At 56.0% G+C, this 21192-nt stretch carries 24 protein-coding genes and 1 pseudogene; 15 read left to right on the top strand and 10 right to left on the bottom strand.

Annotated elements, in window-relative coordinates:
• Positions 1–185: 185 nt before the first annotated feature.
• A complete protein-coding gene (gene tnpA, locus ACNA1V_RS16840; protein WP_415834741.1) occupies positions 186–590 on the bottom strand; it encodes an IS66-like element accessory protein TnpA in 405 nt (134 codons plus the stop codon).
• Between the two features lie 640 nt (positions 591–1230).
• Here tnpA and ACNA1V_RS16835 point away from each other — a divergent pair.
• On the top strand, positions 1231–1944 hold the full coding sequence (locus ACNA1V_RS16835; RefSeq protein ID WP_415834740.1) for a hypothetical protein: 714 nt from the start codon (positions 1231–1233) through the stop codon (positions 1942–1944).
• A gap of 135 nt (positions 1945–2079) precedes the next feature.
• On the opposite strand, the gene ACNA1V_RS16830 is transcribed toward ACNA1V_RS16835, so the two are convergent.
• Positions 2080–2328, bottom strand: a complete 249-nt coding sequence (locus tag ACNA1V_RS16830) for a hypothetical protein (RefSeq protein ID WP_415834739.1) — start codon at positions 2326–2328, stop codon at positions 2080–2082.
• 677 nt (positions 2329–3005) lie between these two features.
• Here ACNA1V_RS16830 and ACNA1V_RS16825 point away from each other — a divergent pair.
• From ACNA1V_RS16825 to ACNA1V_RS16800, 6 genes are all read left to right on the top strand, one after another.
• Entirely contained in the window at positions 3006–3188 is a 183-nt protein-coding gene (locus tag ACNA1V_RS16825) for a FitA-like ribbon-helix-helix domain-containing protein (RefSeq protein WP_113751794.1), read from the top strand.
• 197 nt (positions 3189–3385) lie between these two features.
• Positions 3386–4156 carry a P-type conjugative transfer protein TrbJ gene (gene trbJ / locus ACNA1V_RS16820; RefSeq protein WP_415834743.1) on the top strand — a complete coding sequence of 257 codons (771 nt, stop codon included), beginning with the start codon at positions 3386–3388 and terminating at the stop codon, positions 4154–4156.
• 13 nt (positions 4157–4169) lie between these two features.
• Entirely contained in the window at positions 4170–4397 is a 228-nt protein-coding gene (trbK, locus tag ACNA1V_RS16815) for an entry exclusion lipoprotein TrbK (RefSeq protein WP_415834738.1), read from the top strand.
• A gap of 9 nt (positions 4398–4406) precedes the next feature.
• Positions 4407–6038: a P-type conjugative transfer protein TrbL gene (gene trbL / locus ACNA1V_RS16810; protein WP_415834737.1), complete on the top strand. Its 1632-nt coding sequence runs from the start codon at positions 4407–4409 to the stop codon at positions 6036–6038.
• Positions 6039–6042: 4 nt separating this feature from the next.
• A complete protein-coding gene (locus ACNA1V_RS16805; RefSeq protein WP_415834736.1) occupies positions 6043–6285 on the top strand; it encodes a hypothetical protein in 243 nt (80 codons plus the stop codon).
• Positions 6286–6351: 66 nt separating this feature from the next.
• Positions 6352–6582: a type I toxin-antitoxin system ptaRNA1 family toxin gene (locus tag ACNA1V_RS16800; RefSeq protein ID WP_415834735.1), complete on the top strand. Its 231-nt coding sequence runs from the start codon at positions 6352–6354 to the stop codon at positions 6580–6582.
• Between the two features lie 94 nt (positions 6583–6676).
• On the opposite strand, the gene ACNA1V_RS16795 is transcribed toward ACNA1V_RS16800, so the two are convergent.
• A complete protein-coding gene (locus ACNA1V_RS16795; RefSeq protein WP_415834734.1) occupies positions 6677–7072 on the bottom strand; it encodes a type II toxin-antitoxin system RelE/ParE family toxin in 396 nt (131 codons plus the stop codon).
• Complete coding sequence (locus ACNA1V_RS16790) at positions 7069–7365, bottom strand: CopG family ribbon-helix-helix protein (protein WP_415834733.1); 297 nt, start codon at positions 7363–7365, stop codon at positions 7069–7071. Before ACNA1V_RS16790 ends, ACNA1V_RS16795 begins: the two co-directional genes overlap by 4 nt.
• A gap of 252 nt (positions 7366–7617) precedes the next feature.
• Between ACNA1V_RS16790 and ACNA1V_RS16785 the strand changes: the two genes are divergently transcribed.
• Positions 7618–7863: a HigA family addiction module antitoxin gene (locus ACNA1V_RS16785; RefSeq protein WP_415834732.1), complete on the top strand. Its 246-nt coding sequence runs from the start codon at positions 7618–7620 to the stop codon at positions 7861–7863.
• The gene (locus ACNA1V_RS16780; protein WP_415834731.1) at positions 7860–8078 is read left to right on the top strand and encodes a hypothetical protein; all 219 of its coding nucleotides are present in this window, start codon (positions 7860–7862) and stop codon (positions 8076–8078) included. The genes ACNA1V_RS16785 and ACNA1V_RS16780 overlap by 4 nt, the downstream gene beginning before the upstream one ends.
• A 7-nt stretch (positions 8079–8085) precedes the next feature.
• Here the strand turns inward: ACNA1V_RS16780 and ACNA1V_RS16775 are convergent, their stop codons facing one another.
• The 4 genes from ACNA1V_RS16775 to ACNA1V_RS16760 form a co-directional block, all read right to left on the bottom strand.
• Positions 8086–8946: a hypothetical protein gene (locus tag ACNA1V_RS16775; protein WP_415834730.1), complete on the bottom strand. Its 861-nt coding sequence runs from the start codon at positions 8944–8946 to the stop codon at positions 8086–8088.
• On the bottom strand, positions 8936–9553 hold the full coding sequence (locus ACNA1V_RS16770; protein WP_415834729.1) for a hypothetical protein: 618 nt from the start codon (positions 9551–9553) through the stop codon (positions 8936–8938). The genes ACNA1V_RS16775 and ACNA1V_RS16770 overlap by 11 nt, the downstream gene beginning before the upstream one ends.
• A 24-nt stretch (positions 9554–9577) precedes the next feature.
• On the bottom strand, positions 9578–10675 hold the full coding sequence (locus ACNA1V_RS16765) for an integrase (protein ID WP_415834728.1): 1098 nt from the start codon (positions 10673–10675) through the stop codon (positions 9578–9580).
• Between the two features lie 350 nt (positions 10676–11025).
• Positions 11026–12060 (bottom strand): HAD family hydrolase, encoded by a 1035-nt coding sequence (locus ACNA1V_RS16760; RefSeq protein WP_415834727.1) that lies wholly within the window; start codon positions 12058–12060, stop codon positions 11026–11028.
• Between the two features lie 405 nt (positions 12061–12465).
• Between ACNA1V_RS16760 and ACNA1V_RS16755 the strand changes: the two genes are divergently transcribed.
• Entirely contained in the window at positions 12466–13713 is a 1248-nt protein-coding gene (locus ACNA1V_RS16755; protein WP_415834742.1) for an IS256 family transposase, read from the top strand.
• A pseudogene (locus ACNA1V_RS16750) lies at positions 13667–15022 on the top strand (bifunctional aspartate transaminase/aspartate 4-decarboxylase); the annotation flags it as partial. The gene ACNA1V_RS16755 and the pseudogene ACNA1V_RS16750, both read left to right, overlap by 47 nt.
• A gap of 214 nt (positions 15023–15236) precedes the next feature.
• Here ACNA1V_RS16750 and ACNA1V_RS16745 read toward each other — a convergent pair.
• The gene (locus ACNA1V_RS16745) at positions 15237–15911 is read right to left on the bottom strand and encodes a hypothetical protein (protein WP_415834726.1); all 675 of its coding nucleotides are present in this window, start codon (positions 15909–15911) and stop codon (positions 15237–15239) included.
• A 28-nt stretch (positions 15912–15939) separates the two neighbouring features.
• The gene (locus ACNA1V_RS16740; protein ID WP_415834725.1) at positions 15940–16722 is read right to left on the bottom strand and encodes a TSUP family transporter; all 783 of its coding nucleotides are present in this window, start codon (positions 16720–16722) and stop codon (positions 15940–15942) included.
• A gap of 362 nt (positions 16723–17084) precedes the next feature.
• Between ACNA1V_RS16740 and ACNA1V_RS16735 the strand changes: the two genes are divergently transcribed.
• The 4 genes from ACNA1V_RS16735 to ACNA1V_RS16720 are packed head-to-tail and all read left to right on the top strand — an operon-like array spanning position 17085 to position 21130.
• On the top strand, positions 17085–18098 hold the full coding sequence (locus tag ACNA1V_RS16735) for a methionine ABC transporter ATP-binding protein (protein WP_415834724.1): 1014 nt from the start codon (positions 17085–17087) through the stop codon (positions 18096–18098).
• Positions 18095–18763, top strand: coding sequence for a methionine ABC transporter permease (locus tag ACNA1V_RS16730; RefSeq protein ID WP_415834723.1), 669 nt, complete (start codon positions 18095–18097; stop codon positions 18761–18763). Before ACNA1V_RS16735 ends, ACNA1V_RS16730 begins: the two co-directional genes overlap by 4 nt.
• 58 nt (positions 18764–18821) lie before the next feature.
• Complete coding sequence (locus tag ACNA1V_RS16725; RefSeq protein WP_415834722.1) at positions 18822–19721, top strand: MetQ/NlpA family ABC transporter substrate-binding protein; 900 nt, start codon at positions 18822–18824, stop codon at positions 19719–19721.
• Between the two features lie 56 nt (positions 19722–19777).
• Positions 19778–21130, top strand: a complete 1353-nt coding sequence (locus ACNA1V_RS16720; protein ID WP_415834721.1) for an LLM class flavin-dependent oxidoreductase — start codon at positions 19778–19780, stop codon at positions 21128–21130.
• The last annotated feature ends 62 nt before the right edge of the window (positions 21131–21192 follow it).

Raw genomic sequence — 21192 nt, 5'->3', positions numbered from 1 at the left:
GGACGTGCTTACTCGGTTGCCGACGCTGCACAATGGCCGGATCGGAGAACTGCTGCCGCATCGCTGGCAGCCGGAGAGAACGGACTGAAAGACAACGGCCGCTAACGCGGCCGTTCGTCAAGGTGGGTTCGCCGGGCGCTTACTGTCCACCGGTTCCACACCCAGCCAGATGTGGTCGATGCGGATCATGTCAGCAAGACCTTCAGGCACACCGCCAGACGGTCGGCGTGCTCTGGCGGCCAGTGCAGTCGGATCGGGCCTTGGCTGGAGGGCAGTTCTACCGTGATTCGTGTCGACTCTGCGATGGCAGGTTGACGGCCTTCTTCCCCATGTAATGACGGTTGCAGTTCAATGAAGCCAGACTTGGCTGGCACCATCGCAAGACTCGGCTGTGAGACCATCGGCCCTGTCTCGCTCTGTTCCCGTATCCATTTCCTCAACAGATTGGCATTGATGCCATGCGATAACGCGATCGCTGCGACCGAGACATGGGGTTGCTGACATTGCGCCACCAATCTGGCCTTGTATTCGTTCGTGTATCGACGGCGGCGTCGACGGCCTGATGAAGACTCTTCTGGAATTAAAAGCATAAATGCCCACCTATTTGCGTGGACACGTATGCTCCTGCATCGCTCTTACCCGTTCAAGGTGCCTTCACCGGACGGTTACGATGCTGCGAAGGCCCGCGAAAGGACGAACCCAGGACGTTGCTGCCGGCGTTGACCGCAGTAACGTTCCCCCTTCGCCGCAGTAACATTCCCCATCCTCCGCAGTAACGCTCCCCTTGGATTTCTTAAAAATCTTTCTAAAACATGAGGTTAGGGTCGGTTTGAAAAACCGATCCATGATTTATCCAAGAGATAATCCACTAGGCGCAGGCTTTTGTAGCCTTTGCCCTTCGGCCTTTGGCCGAGGTTTTACGCCAAAGAGGAGATGTGATTGCGTTCGACCGAAGGTAGTTTTAATTTATAGCCCCACTTGAAAACCCTCTTCGAAAAACAATTTATTATAAAATTTTCCATGAGTGATTATCGGCCGAATTTCATAAACCAGTCAGTGCTTCCTGATGGAGCACAACCGTCACAAGAGTAAAAAGGAGGAGTGATGAATCTAACGGGGTCTGCAAACCTTAGCGCTATTCCTGACCGAACGCCAAATCGGCAGTGCTGGCTATTGTTCCGTGTTGGAACACTTTCCAGACTTAAAGAGCTTCAGAGAGGAAAAGTTTATATGAATAGCGTTCAATACTTTTCCGAGCTTGAGGGCGAGCCCTTAACAGGATTAAGAAGGGACTTTTTAGAGAAAAACTATTTAAAGCTTCATTCAAGAAAAACAGCAGAAAAAGTAAGCGAGATATTTTTAAACATAGGGGGAAAAGAAATTTCGCTTGGAGATGATGCAACCATGCACTTAGACCTTCCCAACCCGAGCAATATATTTATCTTTTGCATGTCGGCCTTGGCTGATGGCCCCAATGGAAAAATCCCTGGAGAACTTCATGGTGAAGTCTTGCTTAGTAGCAGATTCATGGAGCTAGGCAGTCATCTAATGATTATTAGAAACAATGCTGAATTTTCAAAAAGATTAAGCAAAGCGATCCGCTCCAATCCTCATCTATACAATTCAGATTTTTTTGAAGGAGGACATGGCCAAGTCGAGTACATAGATATGGCAAATCACAGTGGTCTTGTAGGGCTATTTCGAAAAGACATAGAATTCGCGTGGCAGAGAGAATATAGAATTTGTTTGGGAGCCAAAACAGAAGCGCTAAATCCAAAAGGGGCTTTAGAGTTAGACATTGGGGACATAAACGATATAACGGAGATATTACCTACAGACAAAATGATCTCATCGCCCATAAAACTGAGGCGCGGGATAATCAAGATAGTCGATGGAGTAGCGACACATCAATATGTAGAGGATCATCAAACAAGAGAAAACTAAATACAACACACTGGACTCGATCAGCGAGCACCAGTTTTCTCGCCTGCCCCTCATTTGTTAACAAACAGCAGTTGTCGCGACACGGCTGGACGAACAAGAAATAGCCGGTCTCTTTACTTTGGCGTAAAACCGCTTTTAAAACGTCTGCGGTTCGCTGCGTTGGTAGCTGCCTTGCGTCATGCAGCGTTCGACCAAGGCATCCCGATCTTTTCCTTCTGGCAACGTCTTCCAGCGATCGGGGGAACATTCGGCACCGGCTGATGCAGCGGGAGCCGGGCCCGTGGCAGACGTGCCTGGCGCAGTGACGGCTGGCGTCTGCGCAGGCGGCGTAACGTCCTGCTTGTCGCCGCACCCAGCCAGTGCTGCTGCCAGAAACCCCACCATGACCGCATTCCTGAACCCCTGCATACCTCTTCTCCTTGGCGGCATCCGCGACGCCTGAAATCAATCAACAGCCCAAATTTTAGCGGCTAAAAAAATGATCAATCTCGCAGGATGCCGTCTTGTCACGAAACCCATCCACCCGACCCATCATAGGCCGACATGCGTTGCCGGTTGAAAGACGCCAAGTTATTGACACTTGAGGGGCGGCCAGTCACTTAATCGTCATCTGATGAAAATGAGTAGTCAGGCAATTCCATCCCTTCCGCACAAGCAGTAGCGAAGCGCGATTGATAAGCCCGATTCCATGCCGATTACAACGCGATTTTCCACGATTGCTGCGCGACTTAGCCGATTTCACAACGACCGACATGCAATCGACATTCGATAGCGGCAAAGCGGCGAAAGAATCTGTTTTGGCTATACGGAGAATCGCGGCTGAAATGCGGGCAGGATGGGTGAAGTAGGCCCACCCGCAAGCGGGTTGTCCTTCTTCACTGTCCCTTATTCGCGCCGGGGGCACTCAACGGGAATCCTGCTCTGCGAGGCTGTCCGGCTACCGCCGAAAAGGAATGCACTGCCCCCATGAGTGAACCAGTCAACTCAATCATCAGAAATTCGGGTTGATATTTTTTATGCCTTTGATACCATTTCCACCAAGCCCTTAAACGGTATCAGTGATGGCAAATTTGCATATTAGAAATTTATCGGATGAAGTGCACCAGGCACTGAAAATTCGAGCGGCGTTAAACGGAAGAAGCACCGAAGCAGAAATCCGTGAGATTTTGATCGCGGCAGTACAACCGCTGGACTTAGAAGAAATGGGCCGTGCGGTCGGGCTGGAAAAGCCAGCGAAGCAATAAAAATTCCGTGCAGGGTTGCACGGCACACACCAATCTCAACAATATCTTGCAAGGGCGTGATGGTGTCGCCCGGGCGGGTACCTTGACAGAGTCGTGGCGAACTGTCTCGTGATGGCCCAACCCCATGACCAGCCTTGACGGCGTTGTGGGGCAGATTAGCCGCAATAGCTAACCACATCACATCGAGGTACTCGACCATGAGACGCATCCGCCTTTTAGCGGCTAAATCCGCTATGGCCGTTGCAATCGCAACTGGCTTCATCACCACACCAACCTACGCGGGCATCCCTGTCATCGACGGCGGTAACCTGGTGCAGAACATCATGTCTGCGATGGAAGCGGTCGCCCAAACCGCCAAGCAGATCGAGCAATACCAGACCCAATTGCAGCAGTACGAAAACATGCTGCAAAACACGCTGGCACCGGCTGCATACATTTGGGATCAGGCACAGACCACCATCGACCGACTGATTGCCGCGCAGAACACGCTGGCCTATTACGAAAACCAACTTGGCAGCCTGGATCGCTATCTGTCCAAGTACCAGGACATTGCGTATTACCGTAGCTCCCCATGCTTCAACGGCAGCGGCGGCTGCACGCCTGCCGAGGAAGCCGCGATGGCAGAAAACCGCCGCCTGGCATCGGAGTCGCAGAAAAAGGCGAACGACGCCTTGTTCCAGACGATCAGCGACCAGCAAAAGGCATTGCGTAACGACGCTCGCACCCTTGAGCGTTTACAAACCGCAGCGCAAGGGGCCAGCGGCCAGTTGCAGGCCATCGGCTACGCCAATCAGCTTGCCAGCCAACAGGCCCACCAGCTCTTGCAAATCCGCACCATGCTCACCGCCCAGCAGAACGCAGAGGCGGCGCGCATCGCTGCCGAACTGGATGCCGAGGCCCAGGGCGAAGCGATGGAAGAAAGAATGCGGAAATGGGACTTCCTGCCGAGTTCACCGGATCGCTACTAAGGGAGACAGACAAATGAAAAAAACCATCCTTCTCGCCCTTGTCGTCGGCTTGGCCGGTTGCAGTGATGCGATGCCCGAACCCAACGCTGCCACCTGCGCACCTGGTGCTTATGAAGAGGCGCTGGCGGAGATCAAGAGCAAGTCCCAACGCCTGGCTTTCACGGAGGAATGCAAGAGCTTCCAGCGTGCCGAGACCATGCGGAAATGGGAGTTCAAGCCCAGTTCACCTGATCGCTACTGAGGAGGCCACATGAAACGCATGATTCTTGGCGTCCTGGCCGTCGGCACGTTCGCGTTGAGTGCCGAGCCAGCCTTTGCCGATGGCTTATCCAGCAGCAACGTCATGAACGACGTGCTGGATCGTTTTCACGATGCGGCGGCCACCTGGGGGCCTGCGATTCAATCCGCTGCCTCGCGCCTGTTCTGGTCGCTGGTCGTGATCTCGATGGTGTGGACGTTTGGTCTGATGGCCATGCGCAAGGCAGACATAGGCGAGTTCTTTTCGGAGCTCGTCCGCTTCACCATCTTTACCGGCTTCTTCTGGTGGCTGCTTACGCACGCGAACACCGGCATGAATCTGGCTGGGACGATAGTCGCGTCACTGCAAACCCTGGGTGCCGAAGCCGGTGGACTGTCGAACAACAATCTCGGGCCTTCCAGCATCCTCGATCTTGGTTTCGAGCTGTACGACAAAACCGTCCAGGCAACGACAAAACTCGGGTGGCGCAAGCTGGCCACCGCCTTAACCATGGAGCTGCTGGCCATCGCCTTAACCATGGAGCTGCTGGCCATCGCCGTCTTGATCGTCCTGGCGCTGATCGCGATCAACCTGCTGCTGGTCACGGCATCGGCGTGGATTCTGCTTTACGCCGGTGTTTTCTTCCTGGGCTTTGGCGGCTCGCGTTGGACTTCGGACATGGCGATCAACTACTACAAAACCGTGCTGGGCGTCGCTGCCCAACTGAGGGCCATGATTCTCCTGGTCGCCATCGGCAGGCAGTTCATCAACCACTATTACGACCAGATCAGCGAAGGCATGGCATCGCAGGAACTGGCCGTCATGCTGGTGATCTCCTTGATCCTGCTGTTCCTGGTGAACCGTGTGCCCGCGATGATCTCCGGCATCGTCACAGGGGCCAGCGTGGGTGCAATCGGCAGCGTTGGCAGCTTTGGTGCCGGGGCGGCAGTAGGAGCCACTATGACAGCCGCCAGCCTGGCTACAGGTGGTGTCGCAGCGGCTGACAAAGCCATGATGGGAGCCGCAGGCGTGGGGTCGGCGGTTCAGGCTGCAATGCAGAAAGCAGCGGGAAGCATGAGCAACGGCGGCGATATGCCGGGCCTAGGCTCCGTGAGTGGGAACGCGGGCAGTAAAAGTGATGCCGCCGGTACGGCTGGTAGTTCACCGTTCGCCCAGGCCGCAGGCTTTGGAGGCAGTGGAGGTGGTTCAGGCGGCGGTTTCTCTCGGGCAGCGAAACTGGCAGCAGGCACCGTAGGAGAGCTTGCCAAGGGTGCGGGTGCGGCAGTCAAGCAAAGTGCGCAACAGCGCGTCAGCGAAACCGCAGGCGGGAAACTGGCGGCCTCGATCCGCGCGAGCATGGAACCAACCAAGGCCGACAACCCTGATGCTGCTGCATTCGATGGCGACAGTCTGGGCGGTGCCGAAGCCACTGGCGGCGATAACGGATGGATCAACCAAACCGGAGGATTCTGCAATCTGTCAGAAGCCGATCAAGCCAAGGCAGCGGAATCCCACGCTGAATGGCAGGCCAAAAGTGAAGGCAATACGTTCGACGTCGAGGACTATGTTTCGTATGTCCAGGAGCGGCAGCAGGAGCGCAACTCGGAAATTGATGCATTCGTGAACCGTGACAACAGGAGCTGAAGCAATGACAGCACCCTACCTGGCAGCGTTCGCCATACTGGACGAACATACCGTCGAACCATGCTATTTCGAGCCGGTCGACGCCCTATCCTGCGATGAGACCGTCGATGCGGCAGCAGAGAGCGCGGCGTTCGTCTCACGGCCCAACGGCTCGCAAGAACACGACCGCATCAAGCCCGAGACACGGGCAGCGGTTAGCCATATCACTAACGACAAAAGCCCGTTTGCCGAAGCGGCGGGACTGTAAAGCGCACGGGGCAGGTGTTGCCACACCGACCCCGTACTTCCATTTGCACCTGATAGGAGGTGGATCATGGCAACTATGAATAGTAACGAAGCGGTCGAGGCTGTGCATCATGCAGCGGCTCTGCTAGGCGACCTGAAATGGCTAGACCAGGACACGGCGCGTCAGCTTTCACCAATGGCCGAAGCGGTGGCCAATATGTTCGTCGTGCTTTTTTACCAGGCGGAAACTGGCCAGGCGACGCAGGAGGATTTCCGTGATGCCCTGGCGGCAATTCAACAGACGCTGCCCCCGGCGTAGGCGCTGCGCGAAGCGGTAAGAATAAGAGGAATATTATTATTCTTACTGGATTATTTTCCGTAGAACGACAAGGGCGACCCGGTGGTCGCCCTGTTTACTCCTCGGCAGGCCACTCCCTGCCTACCGGTGGCGCATCGACCCATTCGCGCTCTTCGGGCGGCAACGGGTATGTCCCTGAGGATTCTAGGCCTTCCAGCAACTCACCCATCGTATAGCGTGGCGGCCATTGCCTGGCGGCGTGCAGCAGTCGCAGCACACGCACCGCATCACCTGACAGGTCATAGACCAGGATGTAGTTCCGATGGGCTACCAGTTCCCTGGTGCCAGGTACACGCCCCGTCCTGCCAAGGTTGGGATGGTCGATCAGCAGGCTGGCTTTTTCTGAAAATAGCTCATCCAGGGCCAACGCCGCTGCTGGGGCGTGCTGCACGATGTATTCGCGTATCTTCTTCCTGTCGGCGTGCGCTTGCCGTGTCCAGACCAGCTTCACGATTCTGCGGGGCTGCTGGCCAGCTTGCGGCGCACCTCAGCACGCCAGGCTTCGGCCTCGGCTTCAACTTCTACGGCGGCGATCACGTCACCAGCGTTGGCTGCATCCAAGCCGACCTGCACCTGGCGACGGAACCAAGCATCATGCGCAGCCGCTTCCTCCTGCTGCCGAACGAAATCACGCATGAAGTCGCGCAACAACTGGGCGCTGCTGCGGTCGCGTGCCTTGGCAGCGTTGGAGAACTCGGCTTTCAGAGACTCATCGACTCGGAAGGTGAAGGTAGCTTCGCTCATGGCGCAACCCCAATGTGTTACATGGTTAGTGCAATATAACACGAGGCTGATGCTGCCGTGCGATCATAGGGTCGCCCTTATTTTTGCCTCTGCGGGCCACCGCCTTCGTACCGATCCGGTTGCCAACATTTCGCATTCGCTTGTACGTTCTCTGGACGGATCAGAACACCAGCCACAGCAAGTATCATACCGACTAGTGCTTCCGGCATTTATGGGCGTTGATTACTGGCGCGACAGAAACAAGGAACTCAAATGGCCATGAAAAACCCACCGCATCCAGGACTACTCATTCGAGAGGATGTAATGGCTCCCCTGGGTTTATCATTGGTTGATGCCGCGACCAAGTTTGAAGTGGAAGCCAAGTATCTGTCTGCGGTGACAGAGGGTCGCGAACCTGTAAGCGCTGCACTGGCGGTTAATTTGGAAAAGGCCGGAATCAGTACAGCAAGAACATGGTTTGCAATGCAGCAAGCATTTGATCGAGAGAAAAAATCATGAATCAACCAAACCAAGACGACCAAGTAGAGCCATTTTTTATCACAGAGGAGATCGAGGCGGAAATGATCGCCAGAGGGAATGTCTTCGAACCACCAAGTCACTCAAGGACAATAAGCCACCCAGGAATCTTGAAAAATCTATCTGATGACGAGCTTGCTAAGTGGAAAGGGGAGTTTGCAGACGAAGAAAGAAACCGGCGGCGCAAGAAACCATAATTTAAGGTTAATTCAAATATCTTTTTGTCCATGCGGCATCGAGTTCTTTCAGACGATCCTTACTTAGACCTCTAGACATAGGGCATTCCTTCCACTCCGCATACCTCAAGTACCTTGAAAAATGCACTGATCTTTTAATTGCCATCCAGCCGCCGATCCTAACAACCTCATTGCGAACTCTGGCACGATTCAAATGGCCTGTATTTTCTTTAGAGTTTGCAGCTGTTTCCATCTCATAGGGAGGCAAGTCCTCTAGCCTGCAAGCCTCAGCCCACAACAAATCAATCATAATTAGACACCGCCTCCGAATACCATCATGGCATGCTAACCATGTGATAATTTCACTTCTGAGGTTGTCGTGCTTCTCTTCCTCATCCGTTGGCCCAAGACTTCCATAGCATTCAAGATGCGTGCAGCTCCCATCAAGCAAGACCCGGAGCGGTGCCCCTTGCCTAAGCAGCTCCGTGCCAAAAATCGGGTATACCTCTTGAATTTTTATATGCCCCTGCAATATTCTTGAGCATAAATCACTGAGCATTCCACATACATTTCTAACAGATGCTTGGGCCCACGATGAAGCTATACCATTGGAAGATCTAATCACTTCCTCCCTTAGCTCCTGCAAGGCCTTATGATGCGCTATTTGATAATAATCGGTCGATCTTCTTCCTAGAAATACAACAGTGGCCCAATCGCCCTTTAGTTCAATCCATCTGCGCCGATACATTTCGGCCCAATCAAGACGCTGCTGTTGACGCTGAGACGATAGTATTTTTACTTGCGCACAACCAACCAGAACCAAAAGAACAGTGGCTAACGCAGTAATTTCAATTTTTGATATCCAATTCCACAATTCTTCAATCAGCATAAGCCTTTCCCTTTAAGCTTATGCCTTGCGGAATAGACAAGTCATCAAATTTTGCAGACGTAATATTATTATCCCCAACTGTACACCTAAAAAGTTCCAGAAAGAATCTATAGGCTGTCAAGTTGCATTTTTCATGCAAATTCCTGTTGCTATCTCCGCCAACCCTATTCGCTGAGGCGCATCGCATAGAATTTACATCGTAATTAAAAACAAAAGATGAAGGGGATATTTTCAACATTTTCTGGCATTGCGAGACAAGTTCACTATGCTGTCTCATTGTCATAGTGGCACTCTCCGAAATTCGTTTCGCTTGAACCAATACCCCTTTTGAATATTTAACCCCAAACGAATCCAATGACACATGGATTAATATATCTGCACCCGATTTCCCCTCTTGCGAGGCAATACCTTTGCGATGCCGCAGAACAGAAGAAGACCATTCTATACCTCCAATCCTTCCACTGAATGCAGCATCAAGCCGCCCCAGTAGGATGCCAGTCATGTCATCCTCATCTGTGACATAGCCATCCTTATATTTTTTCATGACGGCTTGAACGGCTGCATCTGCTTCATGCGCAGCCATTGAAAAATATTTTTCAATGTCCATTTTTTAGATATCAAGAATAAATTTTTATTTTAGCTTCTTAGCCAATTCATCCGCCTTCGGATGATAATACCGCATCAACATCCGTGGATCGCGATGCCCTGTAATCTTCGTCAGTTCATGCATAGGAAACACCTCCGCCAACCTGGAAGTAGCCTCATGCCGCAAATCATGAAACCGTAAATCCACCAAAAACCCATCCCGTGGCCTAGTCCCCGCGTTTTGGCACTCCACCTCATACTGCCCACGCGCCCGCTGTACAGCCCGCTCAAACGCCCGCGTCACCCCGTCAGGCCGCATAGCAAACACTGCCCCTTGCCCCTGTTCCTTGGCGTCCAACCCATCGCGTAATTCCTGCAACACAGCCACCGCCCTGGACGACAGCGGCACATCCCGCGCACTCCCGTTTTTCGTCGCCGGCAAATGCGCCACACGCCGCTCTAGGTCGATATGCTCCCAGCGTAACCCCACGATCTCCCCGCGCCGCATGGCCGTCTCTACAGCCAGCCGAATGATCGAAGGCAGCAGTGCCGATGAACTGGCCGCCATTACGCGCTCCAACTCGCCATCCTGCACCTGTCGCGCATCATCGGCCCCACTATCCAACGCAGCACCTTCCAGCGTCACCACACGCCGCACACGCGCATTATTCGCCGCAGGCTTGCGCACGACCTCGACCGGGTTGGAAAGGCTCTCCATGCCCCATTCTTTGCGTGCCACGCTGAACACATGCGACAACACCGCCAGGCGGCGCAGCACGGTAGCCGGGGCGTAGTCCTGCAACCAGGCATCGCGCAGGCTGGCAATGTCGGCACCACGGATGGACGCCAAGGGACGAAGGGCCAGCGGCAGGGTTAGCAGCATCCTGACGATGGAATCCTCCTGCACCTTGCCTTTCTTGTGAGGCACGATCTCGGCCTGGTAGCGTTCCAGGGCTTCGCGCAGCGTGGTGGACTCGGCTTCGCCGCGACTCAGCCACACGCCTCGCGCCATCTCGGATTCGATCATCTTGGCCCAGGCTTCCGCCTCGGCCTTGGTGTTGAAGGTCTTGCTCTGCGCGGGGTAGCCCCGCTTGCGTATCTGCGCTTCCCATTGATACGGGCCGCGCTTGCGAAAAGTTGCCATGCCACAACGTCCAAAATCAGTGTGGCAAAATTGTGGCAAATAACCGCTAATCAGTCAAAAACCATTGATTTTATTGACTTGCAATTAGCGTTCGCAATGCGAAGGTCGGGAGTTCGATCCTCCTCCGCTCCACCAAAATTCCCAGTTAAAAAGGCACCACATTTTCCAATGTGGTGCCTTTTTCGTTTCTAGCCGGTGTTTGCCCTTCTTCTCCCGGCCGAACCAGCATACAGTCGGCGCCCATACGATCCGGTAGAAGCATACCTATCGGATCGCCGCCCATAACGCGTCGCTCGTACCGCCGTTTGTTCCAATGGACAGGGAAAATCCGGCAATATTGCCGTTAATAACTATTCGAACTTGAAGATTTTCTTCCAGTCGTTCTTCATGCTGATGATGGACCAGTTCTTGGAAACGGCTTCGTCATACAGATTCTGGGTAAAGGTGCCGACTTGCGTGTCGGGCAGTCCCTGGGCAGGCCCATACGCATACTCACGCTTGGCATCGTCGTGGAACACCAGCATGCCCAGCCGGCGACCGGGGCCGCTGGTGGTGTATTCCAGCATTTCGCGATCACCCGTGGAATTGCCTGCAGAAAAATGTGGCCGTTTGCCTATGAATAGGCCTATGCCCCTGGCCTTGCCACCGAAATCGTCATTGAAGAACAGCGAGGGCTGCAATGCTAGAAATGCCTTGCCATCCTTGTCATATTTGAATTGTGTACCAAACGAGGTACCGGCAATCTGTTCAACGGGAATGCCATAGACAGCGTCACTATAAGTGCGGACAAAGTCCTGGCCACCACCAGTGACGATGTAGGTTTTATAGCCATTCGCACGCAGGTATTCCATCAACTCCAGCATGGGCTGATAGATCAGCTCAGTGTACGGCTGCCCCCAGCGCGGGTCGCGGGCACTGGCCAGCCACTTTTCAATATCAGCCTGATATTCCTCGACACTGAGACCATCAAGAGACAGTATCGCCACACGGAAGATGTCAGCGGTAGAGAGCGCGCTGATTTTCTTCATGTCGCCGCTCAATATCGTCTTGAACGGCTCCTGCTCGGCGAACGGCGGATTTTTGGCGACAAGGTCGTTGACCTTGCTCAGAATGTACAGGTACTGGGAATACAACGGGTGCTCCACCCAGAGCGTACCATCCTGGTCGAACGTGGCAATTCGATCTTGCAGGGGAACAAAATCCTTGGAGCCCTCGACTGTGGTGTCCTTGACGAAGTCCAGAATGCTGCTTTTGGTCTTCCCCTCATTCCAGGATGGCAAGGGATCTGCAAGGTTCGCTGCCGGCGCCACATTATCCGCATACGCAGCAGGCAATACTGTCAACAGCACCGCTGCCGTCAGGCAGCGCGAGAACTCACGAATCATAGCCACATCCTTTTTTTGAATTGAAACCCAAAATGGCATTCTTCATGCCCAACAGTTTCAATATAGCGGCAGTCAGGACTCTTTTCGGAGCATTGCCTGCCACAATGCATGCAAATCGTCAAAAAGAAAGAAAAAACATCGCCCGCCAGTCAGAGGAATGAGTCATATTCCCATATGGAGAACGCGCAACCCATAGGCGAGACGACGTCTCCCCATATTTCAGTAGCGGGCGGCTTTTTTTGAATGCCGCGCTTCTTTTCAGTGCGACGGAGTTGCGCGCGCAGACGCAGTATCTCGCTTTTTGCCTCGAGCAGTTCGCTGACGGCGTAACCGCGTTCGGTCACCTGCCCGAGGGTCTGTCAGAGATTTCGTGTTTAAGGCATAACATGCACTCAAGGAGTGATGATGCCCCGCAAGACGAAAACGCCACCGCCCGTATTACCGGTGATTCCAGCCGAACTGCTTGAGCAGTTCGGCAACGGCCCGATGACGGCTGAAGCCATCAACGCGGCGACGCTGGCCCTGAAGAAGGCCTTGATTGAACGAGCGTTGGGTGGTGAACTCAATCATCATCTGGGTTATCCACCCGGCGCAGCCAAGCCCGCCACGGTTACCAATCAGCGCAATGGCAAGGGAACCAAGACGGTGCTGACCGAGGACGGCCCGATCCGCATCGAGGTTCCCCGTGACCGGGACGGTAGTTTCGAGCCCATCCTGATTCCGAAGCACGAGCGGCGTTTCACGGGTTTTGACGACAAGATCATTGCCATGTACGCCCGTGGCATGACGGTGCGCGAGATCCAGGGTTTCCTGCTGGAGCAGTATGGCATCGAGGTCTCGCCCGAGTTCATCAGCTCGGTCACCGACGAAGTCATGGCCGAGGTGACCGCCTGGCAGGCCAGGCCGCTGGAGATCATGTACCCGGTCGTGTTCTTCGACGCCCTGCGGGTCAAGATCCGCGAAGAGGCGGTCGTGCGCAATAAGGCGGTCTATCTGGCCCTGGGCGTCATGCCCGACGGAACACGCGACATCCTGGGGCTGTGGATTGAGAACACCGAAGGCGCCAAGTTCTGGATGCGGGTCTTCAACGATCTGAAGACTCGCGGTGTCCAGGATATCCTGATCGCCGTCACCTATGGCCTCAAGGGCATGCCTGAGGCGCTGGCAGCGGTATTCCCGGCCACGACCCTGCAAACCTGCATCGTCCACCTGATCCGCAACAGCCTGGATTACGCCGGTTGGAAGGATCGCAAGCCACTGGCCGCAGCCATCCGTCCGATCTACACCGCGCCCAGTGCAGAGGCGGCCTTGGCCGAACTGGAAGCGTTTGCCCAAGGCCCTTGGGGGCAGAAGTTCCCAACGGTTGCCGCCGCCTGGCGTCACGCCTGGGACCGCGTCATTCCCTTCTTTGCCTTCCCGCCAGCGGTGCGAAAGGTCATTTACACAACCAATGCCATTGAGAACGTCAACGCGCAACTGCGCAAAATCATCAAGACACGTGGCCACTTCCCGAGCGATGAGGCCGCTACCAAACTGATCTGGCTGGCTCTACGTAATATCACTGCCAAATGGAGCCGCTCCGGCCACGATTGGAAGACAGCCATGCGGGATCGAAGGCCGGTTCGAGCGTTTCACCAGCGCGCACAAGGATGAGGCAGGCGTTGATTTCCTGCGCCGCTCGCTGAGCTACGTGCGGGATCAGCTCGGACTTCCGGCCGCCGATTTCCTGCATGAGATGGTGGAAGGCATCCTGGGCTGCAACTATCCGGTGCCGCCCAGGATGCTGAACATCAGCGAGCAGATCGTGCGCCAGTATCTGGCCAGGGAGATGGCGGGCGGCCTGGTGTCGGCCAGGGATATGGATATGTTCGCAGTCGAGGGCGGCACCGCCGCGATGACGTATGTGTTCGATACGCTGAAGCAGAATCAGCTCGTCAAGGCAGGTGACAAGGTGGCCATCGGCATGCCGGTGTTCACCCCCTATATCGAGATCCCGGAGCTGGATGTGTATGAGCTGGAGAAGGTGTCGATCAATGCTGACCCGGATGCCGGCTGGCAGTATCCCGATAGCGAGCTGGAAAAGCTGAAGGACCCCGCCATCAAGATTTTCTTCTGCATCAATCCAAGCAATCCGCCTTCGGTCAAGCTGGATGAACGCAGCCTGCAGAAGCTTGCCGATATCGTCCGCAATGACCGGCAGGATTTGATCATCCTGACCGATGATGTGTATGGCACTTTTGCTGACGATTTCCGTTCGCTGTTTGCTGTCGCTCCGCAGAATACGATACTGGTCTATTCCTATTCGAAGTATTTCGGGGCAACCGGCTGGCGGCAGGGGACGATCGCACTGCATCGCAACAATGTGCTGGACCGGCAGCTGACCCAGCTGCCGCAAGAAGCCAAGGCGCTGCTGGAACGACGCTACGCGACGATTACGACGGATGTTTCGGCGCTTTCTTTCATCGACCGCCTGGTGGCTGACAGCCGCACCGTGGCGCTGAATCACACCGCCGGGCTGTCCACGCCGCAACAGGTGCAGATGGTGCTGTTTTCGCTGTTTGCGCTGATGGACGGACACGATCACTACAAGGCGACACTGAAACAGTTGATCCGCCGCCGTCAGGCTGCGCTCTATACCGAACTGGGCATTGCGATGCCGGATGACGAGAATTCGGTCGATTACTACACGCTGCTGGATCTGGAGAAGATCGCTGATCAGCTCTACGGCAAGGCATTCGGGAGTTGGGTGAAGACCCGTTTCGCCCCCAACGAGTTGCTGTTCCGGATCGCCGATGAGACCGGCACCGTATTGCTGCCCGGCCGGGGATTCGGTACGCAGCATCCCTCAGGGCGCGCATCACTGGCCAATCTCAATGAATACGAGTATGCCGACATCGGTCGTGCGCTGCGCAAATTGGCCGAAGCGTTTTATGCCGAGTTCAGCGCTGCGCAGAAGTCCTGAGTGAAGCCTCGGGCCAGCGCATGCCCCCCCCCCGCGCCGGCGCTGCCCGAATCAATCTGCAGCAGGCAAGCCGCAGTCTCGCCAACCATTCGTCTTTGCGCAAAAAATGCCCTTCCCTCCGCCCTGCCCCACGAGAGTTGGGCATACAGGCCGATCCGGTATGGCAAGCGCTCGATGACGCGGCCATCGCGGCGATTGCGCGAATCAGCAGCGGCTACCGTTTAGAAAGGACGTTTTTTGCCCGTGCTGCGGCTTGTTGCACCATGAGATGAGGATGTTTTTCGCAGCGCGTCACGACAGGCATCAAATGCGCCGCCGGACGAGCCGCAATCTCGCGGCATAAGGCTTCCGGCACATAGATATCTTCGTCTCGCACCAGCAAGGACAAGGCCTGTGCATCAGTGAGGTCCAGCGAAGGGATCAGCGCCGGCAATACTTCCTCGGCCTCAGGGGTGTCCAGCAGTTGCTGGCAGAGCTGGCGCAATGCCGGCTGGTCTGCAGCTACCCACGCCTGGTCGGGAGCCACCTCGTCCAGCATCTCCCCTGCTGCACAGGCTTGCCGGGCCGCGCTCAGGAAATGTTCGATATCGCCATAGACCATACGACTGTCGCCATCGTGCGTCAGGAAAAGCACAGCGCCTTGCAGAGCGCTGCAGCCCAGGACGATATGGTGGCTGCTGGTATCCGGGTCATCAAGGATGATGCCTTGCAACTCACGCACCAGCGGGTGAAAACTGCGAAATTGTTCCGTCTGCGTGGCCGCGTCCTGCTGCGTCAACAAGCCCAACGTCCGTCGCCCCGCTTCCCAATCCGCGATTCGCTGAAAGTAGAGAGAGAGCTTTTCCGCCAGCGCTGCGTTACCGGCCAGCGCGATCAATCCAGCATTCATGCCTTGCAGCCTTTTCCCATAGTCAGTTTCAGAACAACGTGCTGATTGCCATGCGCAAGGGATTGTCAGCGGAACTCAACAGCTTGATCGCCAGGGCGCAACAGACAATCACCACCATCGGCCTGACCAGTCTTGTGCCTACCTTGACCGCACAGCGCGCCCCCAGCTGGGCGCCTGCAAATGCCCCGACTGCCATGGAAATGGCCAAGGGCCAGACGATGGCGCCTTTCAGAAGGAAAATGAACAGGGCACCAAGATTACAGGAGGCGTTGGCGAGTTTCGTGAAGCTGACTGCCCGCATCACAGGCAAGCCGCATAGCAGCGTCAGCCCGACCATGAAGAACGAACCCGTGCCCGGGCCGAAGACACCATCATAGAAGCCCACCACCGGCGCGACGGTGATGGCGAACATCAATAGCGTCATGCGCTTTTTGCGTTTGTCGTCATCCAGCCTGGGGGCAAAGGTAAAGTAAGACGCCACCAGCAGCAAGAGCACAGGAATGCTGGCTTCCAGCCAGTTTTTGTCCACATAGCTGACCACCAATGCGCCCAGCACACCGCCCGCCATGGCGCAAACCGCCAGAACGCGGCCTGTTTTCCATTCGACCAGCCCTTTGCGGGCAAATGCCACAGTCGCCGATACCGACCCGGCCGACGCCTGGAATTTGTTGGTGGCCAGCGCCGCCACCGGATCCATCCCTGCCAGAAACAAAGCCGGCACGGTAATCAACCCGCCGCCACCGGCAATGGCATCGAAAAATCCGGCACAGAATGCGACTGCCGTCAGGATGGCAATGAGGTCAATGTCCATGGCGTAACAGGTGAGAGCCCGGTTGTGCGAAAAGTCTTTTTGATGAAGCGCCTGTGCATACGCCCGGGCGAACAGACGGTAACGCAAGCAGAACGTCACACGCTACCGCCCTCAAGAATACTCCTGCCACGCTGTCTCTGGGAACCTGCCATCCGGGCACCACATCGCCCTCTCCCCCCCGCTGTTCCCGTTTCATTCCTGCTCACTGGGCCACCGCGCAATACATGCATGGAATCTATATAGACATTCCCAAGGCACCCAATATCAATATAGAAATTCGGTTGTTGGCCCGGCCGCGCTAAAAATCAATAATGCATTTCTCAGAGCCGAATTCACCTTCCGTTTTTATATGGTTTCCGACGATGGCATATGCATTTCGCCTGGAACATATCTCCAAGTCATTTAATCGTGGCAAGGAAATATTGCCAGCACTTTCCGACATTTCCCTGGACATCCCCAGGAACTCTTTTTTTGGCATTGTCGGAACATCCGGCGCCGGCAAAAGCACCTTGTTGCGGCTATTGAATCTGCTGGAACGTCCGGATAACGGAGAAATCTATTTCCAGGAACAACGCCTGACGAATCTTCGTGGCGCAGCATTGCGACACTACTTGAGCCGCGTAGCAACGATTTTTCAGCATTTCAATCTCTTTCACAGCCAGACAGTAGTAGAAAACATCGAATTCCCCTTGTCCGTACGCGGTGTAGGGCGTGCGGTGCGCCGCCGCAAAGCCATGGAGCTGATCGAACTGGTCGGCCTGCAAGGCAAGGAAAATGCCTATCCTTCCCAGCTGTCCGGCGGCCAGAAACAACGTGTGGGGATTGCCAGGGCACTGGTGGCCGACGCCGAAGTCCTACTTTGCGATGAGGCCACCAGCGCCCTGGATTCCGAGACGACGACGATCATTCTGGATTTGCTGCTGCAGCTCAAACAACAGCTGAACCTGACCATCGTTCTCATCACCCATTCATGGGATGTCGTGCGCTATGCGGCTGATTCCGTCACGCTGATCCAGTCAGGCCGGATTGTCGAGGCCGGAAAAGTGCGTGATCTGCTGCACGATGCGGACTCCTACCTGGGCCGACAACTGTTGCCGGCACCGGATCTTGGGCATGCGCCACGCCCTGGCTGGGTGCGCTATGACCTGATCCTTCCCGATATCCACGCGCAGGGCTCTTTTCTCTCCGATGCGGCCCGGCATCTGGATCTGGCATCCGCCGTGGTGTCTGGCGGCGTGGAACGCCTGGGCGGTGTCGATGCCGCCCGCTTCAAAGTGGATTTCGATTTTCGCGGCAAACCCTCAAACCTGATGCACTCGCTCTCTTCCATTCTGCGTGAAAAAAGCATTGTGCTGGGAAAGGTCACTGAAACATGAACCCCCGCGATTGGACGATTTATCTGCCCGATTTCTGGGAAGCCTTGGGCCAGACGCTTTACATGACATTCTTTTCGGGAATTCTGGTCATTACGCTGGGAATCGCTGCCGGATTGGCGCTTTATTTGACGGCGCCGAATTCCTGGTGCCCCAGGCCATTGGTCTATCACATTCTCAATACGATTGTGAATACCGGCAGATCCATTCCATTCATCATCATGATTGTGATCCTGATACCGGTAACACGCTGGATTGTCGGTACACCATTAGGCCCAGTGGCAGCGCTGGTCCCTTTGACATTCGGATTCACGCCTTTCTTTTCCCGCTTGATAGAAGCCAATTTACGTGAATTGGATCAAGGCAGGATAGAAGCCGCCCGGGTCATCGGCGTGACCACTCCGCAATTCATCTTCCGCATTCTCCTGCCCGAATCCCTATCCGGAATCATTGCGTCGGCCACCATCATTCTGGTCGGGCTGGTAGAAGGCACGGCTGTGGCAGGCGCCATCGGTGCCGGCGGCGTGGGCGACTTTGCGCTGACCTTTGGCTATCAACGCTGGTTCGTCGAGCTGATTTTCATTGCGGTGATCGCCATGGTGCTCATCGTGCAGATGATCCAGCTGAGCGGTGACGCCTGGATTCGGCTGCGCAAACACAAACGTTAAGGTCGGCGCCCCCCAGCTGCCGTTTCGACTTTCCCCGCCTCCATACAAGGAACATACGATGTCTCGCCAGATTTTCCGCCCTGCCAAACGCAAATCCTTGAGCACCTTGCTGACACTGGCCGCCGTGACGCTGAGCGGCCTGCCTGGCGGTATGGCCATGCAGGCCCACGCCGCTACCCCGCCGGTCTCCAGTGAGCCGCTCAGGATATATGTCACCCCTACCCCGCAAGGCGACATCTTGCGTTACGTGCAAAAACTGGCGGATGCCGATGGCAGCGGCCTCAAACTCAAGGTCATAGAGAGCAGCCAGGGTTTGGACGCCAACCAGTTGCTTTACAAGGGCGATGTGGATGCCACCCTGTTTCAACACCGGCCCTTCTTCGATTCCTGGATAGCGGCACACCCCGAAGCCCAAGGCAAGCTGGTCAATGCCGCGACGTTGCTGGTCAACGTTTTCGGCCTGTACTCGTCTCGTTACGGCGCCATCAAGGATATTCCGGACGGCGCCTCCCTCCTTGTCCCCAATGAGCAGACCAATCTGCCACGCGCCCTGTTCATCCTGCAGCAAGAAGGTCTGCTGGAATTAAGCCACCCGCAATCCGATGGTTCGTCTGCCGCTCTGGCCATAGATGAAAAGAACATCATCGCCAACCCCAAGCATCTCAAGTTCATTCCGACGGAAACCCGGCTGCGCGCCAAATCACTGCCGGATGTAGAGGCCTCGTTCATCAATGGCGACATTGCCCTGACGCACGACATCGACCCACGCAGCGCCCTGGCATTGGAGGACAAGCAAAACAACCCCTATGCCAACGTGCTGACCACTCGGGCGGAGCTGACCACAGACCCACGCCTCCAGCGGCTGGTGGATTACCTGGTGGGTGACTCGGTAGCGGCTTTCATCAATGAGAATTACCGCGGCTTCGTCGTGCCGGATCAAAAGCGCCTGCTGCCCTGAGCACTGCACCATTCCCCCGCATCTTCCTGTTTCCATGCACCGACCAAGGCTACCGCATGAGCACCACTCCCCCACGCCAATTGCACTTTAACGTCAACGCCTGGCTTCAGGGCTTCGTGCCTTCCGCCTGGCGCGTGCCAGAAAACGAGCCGCTCGGGTTCATCGACGTACAGCACTACATACGCATTGCCCAATGGGCGGAAAAAGGCAAGTTCGATGCCATTTTTCTGGCGGATTCCGTCACCACCGATGGCCTGGCAACCGGCCCCGTCACCGCGTTGGAACCCACGCTGATCCTGACGGCCATCGCCTTGGCCACCACGCATCTGGGCCTGGTAGCAACCGCTTCCACCACCTACAACGACCCATACAATCTGGCGCGGCGCTTCGCCTCTCTGGATCTCATCAGTGGCGGGCGCGCAGGCTGGAATGTCGTCACTACCGCAGACGCCTCGTCCGCACGCAAGTTCGGCCAGCCGGATGTGCTTGCTCACGCCGACCGCTACCGCCGCGCCGATGAGTTCACTACCGTCGTCAAAGCCCTGTGGAACAGTTGGGAAGACGACGCCCTGCTCGGCGACGCCGCCAGCGGACGCTTTGTGGATACCGCCAAACTCCATGCGGTGCACCATGCGGGTGAGTTCTTCAAGGTGGACGGCATTCTCAACCAGCCCCGCTCGCCCCAGGGGCATCCTGTGATTTTCCAGGCGGGCGGCTCCGCAGACGGCCAGTTCCTGGCTGCCCGCCATGCGGAAGCCGTGTTCTCGGCCTCGCAATCCTTTGAGGAAGCCTTGTCCTATGCGCAAGGCCTGCGCAGCCATGCGCAGGCGCTGGGGCGCCATCCAGACAGCGTCCGAATTCTGCCCGGCCTGGGCGTTTTCCTGGGCGGCACGCATGCCGAAGCGCGGCAGCGCCACCAGGATCTGATCAACCTGGTGCCCATTGAACACAGCCTGAACCGCCTGGCCGGACGGCTGGGCGTTGCGCCCGAGCGGCTCAAGCTTGACGAACCCTTGCCGCAGGACTTGCCCTTGCCCAATAACGGCAATGGCGGCCATACCTTTTTCCGCGCCATCCTCGCACGCTCGCAGCAGAGCGGGCTCACTTTGCGCGAGTTTCTCGGGGAATATGCCGCCGGTGGCGGCCACCGGGAGATTATCGGCACGCCAGACCAGGTCGCCGACGATATCGAGCACTGGTTCCGGCACGGCGCGGCAGACGGTTTCAACCTGATGCCCGGATTGCTCCCCAGCGGGTTGCAGGACTTTGTCGAACAGGTTGTTCCTATCTTGCAGCAGCGCGGCCTGTACCGCCGTGACTATGAGGGCCGCACCTTGCGCCAGCATCTTGGCCTGCCCGTCCCTCAGCCGCATGGCTACCAGACCGGCGATCTCGCCAGCACCGCCTGAACAGGAGCCAGGTCCGAGTCCCGATAGCTGTCCGCGCGCCTTGCCCCCCCATCCCTTCGCCC

Source organism: Kerstersia similis, from assembly GCF_965139615.1.
Lineage (GTDB): Bacteria > Pseudomonadota > Gammaproteobacteria > Burkholderiales > Burkholderiaceae_B > Kerstersia > Kerstersia similis.
The sequence above is the reverse complement of the archived record's forward strand: the minus strand, read 5'-3'. Positions and strand labels throughout refer to the sequence as shown.

Excerpts from the sequence above, each read along its gene's own strand:
- ACNA1V_RS16730 (WP_415834723.1), top strand. The coding sequence starts at position 18,095 with ATGAACCCCCGCGATTGGACGATTTATCTGCCCGATTTCTGGGAAGCC.
- ACNA1V_RS16775 (WP_415834730.1), bottom strand. The coding sequence starts at position 8,946 with ATGCTGATTGAAGAATTGTGGAATTGGATATCAAAAATTGAAATTACT.
- ACNA1V_RS16830 (WP_415834739.1), bottom strand. The coding sequence starts at position 2,328 with ATGGTGGGGTTTCTGGCAGCAGCACTGGCTGGGTGCGGCGACAAGCAG.
- trbK (WP_415834738.1), top strand. The coding sequence starts at position 4,170 with ATGAAAAAAACCATCCTTCTCGCCCTTGTCGTCGGCTTGGCCGGTTGC.
- ACNA1V_RS16770 (WP_415834729.1), bottom strand. The coding sequence starts at position 9,553 with ATGGACATTGAAAAATATTTTTCAATGGCTGCGCATGAAGCAGATGCA.
- ACNA1V_RS16740 (WP_415834725.1), bottom strand. The coding sequence starts at position 16,722 with ATGGACATTGACCTCATTGCCATCCTGACGGCAGTCGCATTCTGTGCC.
- ACNA1V_RS16825 (WP_113751794.1), top strand. The coding sequence starts at position 3,006 with ATGGCAAATTTGCATATTAGAAATTTATCGGATGAAGTGCACCAGGCA.
- ACNA1V_RS16765 (WP_415834728.1), bottom strand. The coding sequence starts at position 10,675 with ATGGCAACTTTTCGCAAGCGCGGCCCGTATCAATGGGAAGCGCAGATA.
- ACNA1V_RS16755 (WP_415834742.1), top strand. The coding sequence starts at position 12,466 with ATGCCCCGCAAGACGAAAACGCCACCGCCCGTATTACCGGTGATTCCA.
- ACNA1V_RS16735 (WP_415834724.1), top strand. The coding sequence starts at position 17,085 with ATGGCATATGCATTTCGCCTGGAACATATCTCCAAGTCATTTAATCGT.
- ACNA1V_RS16835 (WP_415834740.1), top strand. The coding sequence starts at position 1,231 with ATGAATAGCGTTCAATACTTTTCCGAGCTTGAGGGCGAGCCCTTAACA.
- ACNA1V_RS16785 (WP_415834732.1), top strand. The coding sequence starts at position 7,618 with ATGGCCATGAAAAACCCACCGCATCCAGGACTACTCATTCGAGAGGAT.
- trbJ (WP_415834743.1), top strand. The coding sequence starts at position 3,386 with ATGAGACGCATCCGCCTTTTAGCGGCTAAATCCGCTATGGCCGTTGCA.
- tnpA (WP_415834741.1), bottom strand. The coding sequence starts at position 590 with ATGCTTTTAATTCCAGAAGAGTCTTCATCAGGCCGTCGACGCCGCCGT.
- trbL (WP_415834737.1), top strand. The coding sequence starts at position 4,407 with ATGAAACGCATGATTCTTGGCGTCCTGGCCGTCGGCACGTTCGCGTTG.
- ACNA1V_RS16805 (WP_415834736.1), top strand. The coding sequence starts at position 6,043 with ATGACAGCACCCTACCTGGCAGCGTTCGCCATACTGGACGAACATACC.
- ACNA1V_RS16720 (WP_415834721.1), top strand. The coding sequence starts at position 19,778 with ATGAGCACCACTCCCCCACGCCAATTGCACTTTAACGTCAACGCCTGG.
- ACNA1V_RS16800 (WP_415834735.1), top strand. The coding sequence starts at position 6,352 with ATGGCAACTATGAATAGTAACGAAGCGGTCGAGGCTGTGCATCATGCA.
- ACNA1V_RS16745 (WP_415834726.1), bottom strand. The coding sequence starts at position 15,911 with ATGAATGCTGGATTGATCGCGCTGGCCGGTAACGCAGCGCTGGCGGAA.
- ACNA1V_RS16780 (WP_415834731.1), top strand. The coding sequence starts at position 7,860 with ATGAATCAACCAAACCAAGACGACCAAGTAGAGCCATTTTTTATCACA.
- ACNA1V_RS16790 (WP_415834733.1), bottom strand. The coding sequence starts at position 7,365 with ATGAGCGAAGCTACCTTCACCTTCCGAGTCGATGAGTCTCTGAAAGCC.
- ACNA1V_RS16760 (WP_415834727.1), bottom strand. The coding sequence starts at position 12,060 with ATGATTCGTGAGTTCTCGCGCTGCCTGACGGCAGCGGTGCTGTTGACA.
- ACNA1V_RS16725 (WP_415834722.1), top strand. The coding sequence starts at position 18,822 with ATGTCTCGCCAGATTTTCCGCCCTGCCAAACGCAAATCCTTGAGCACC.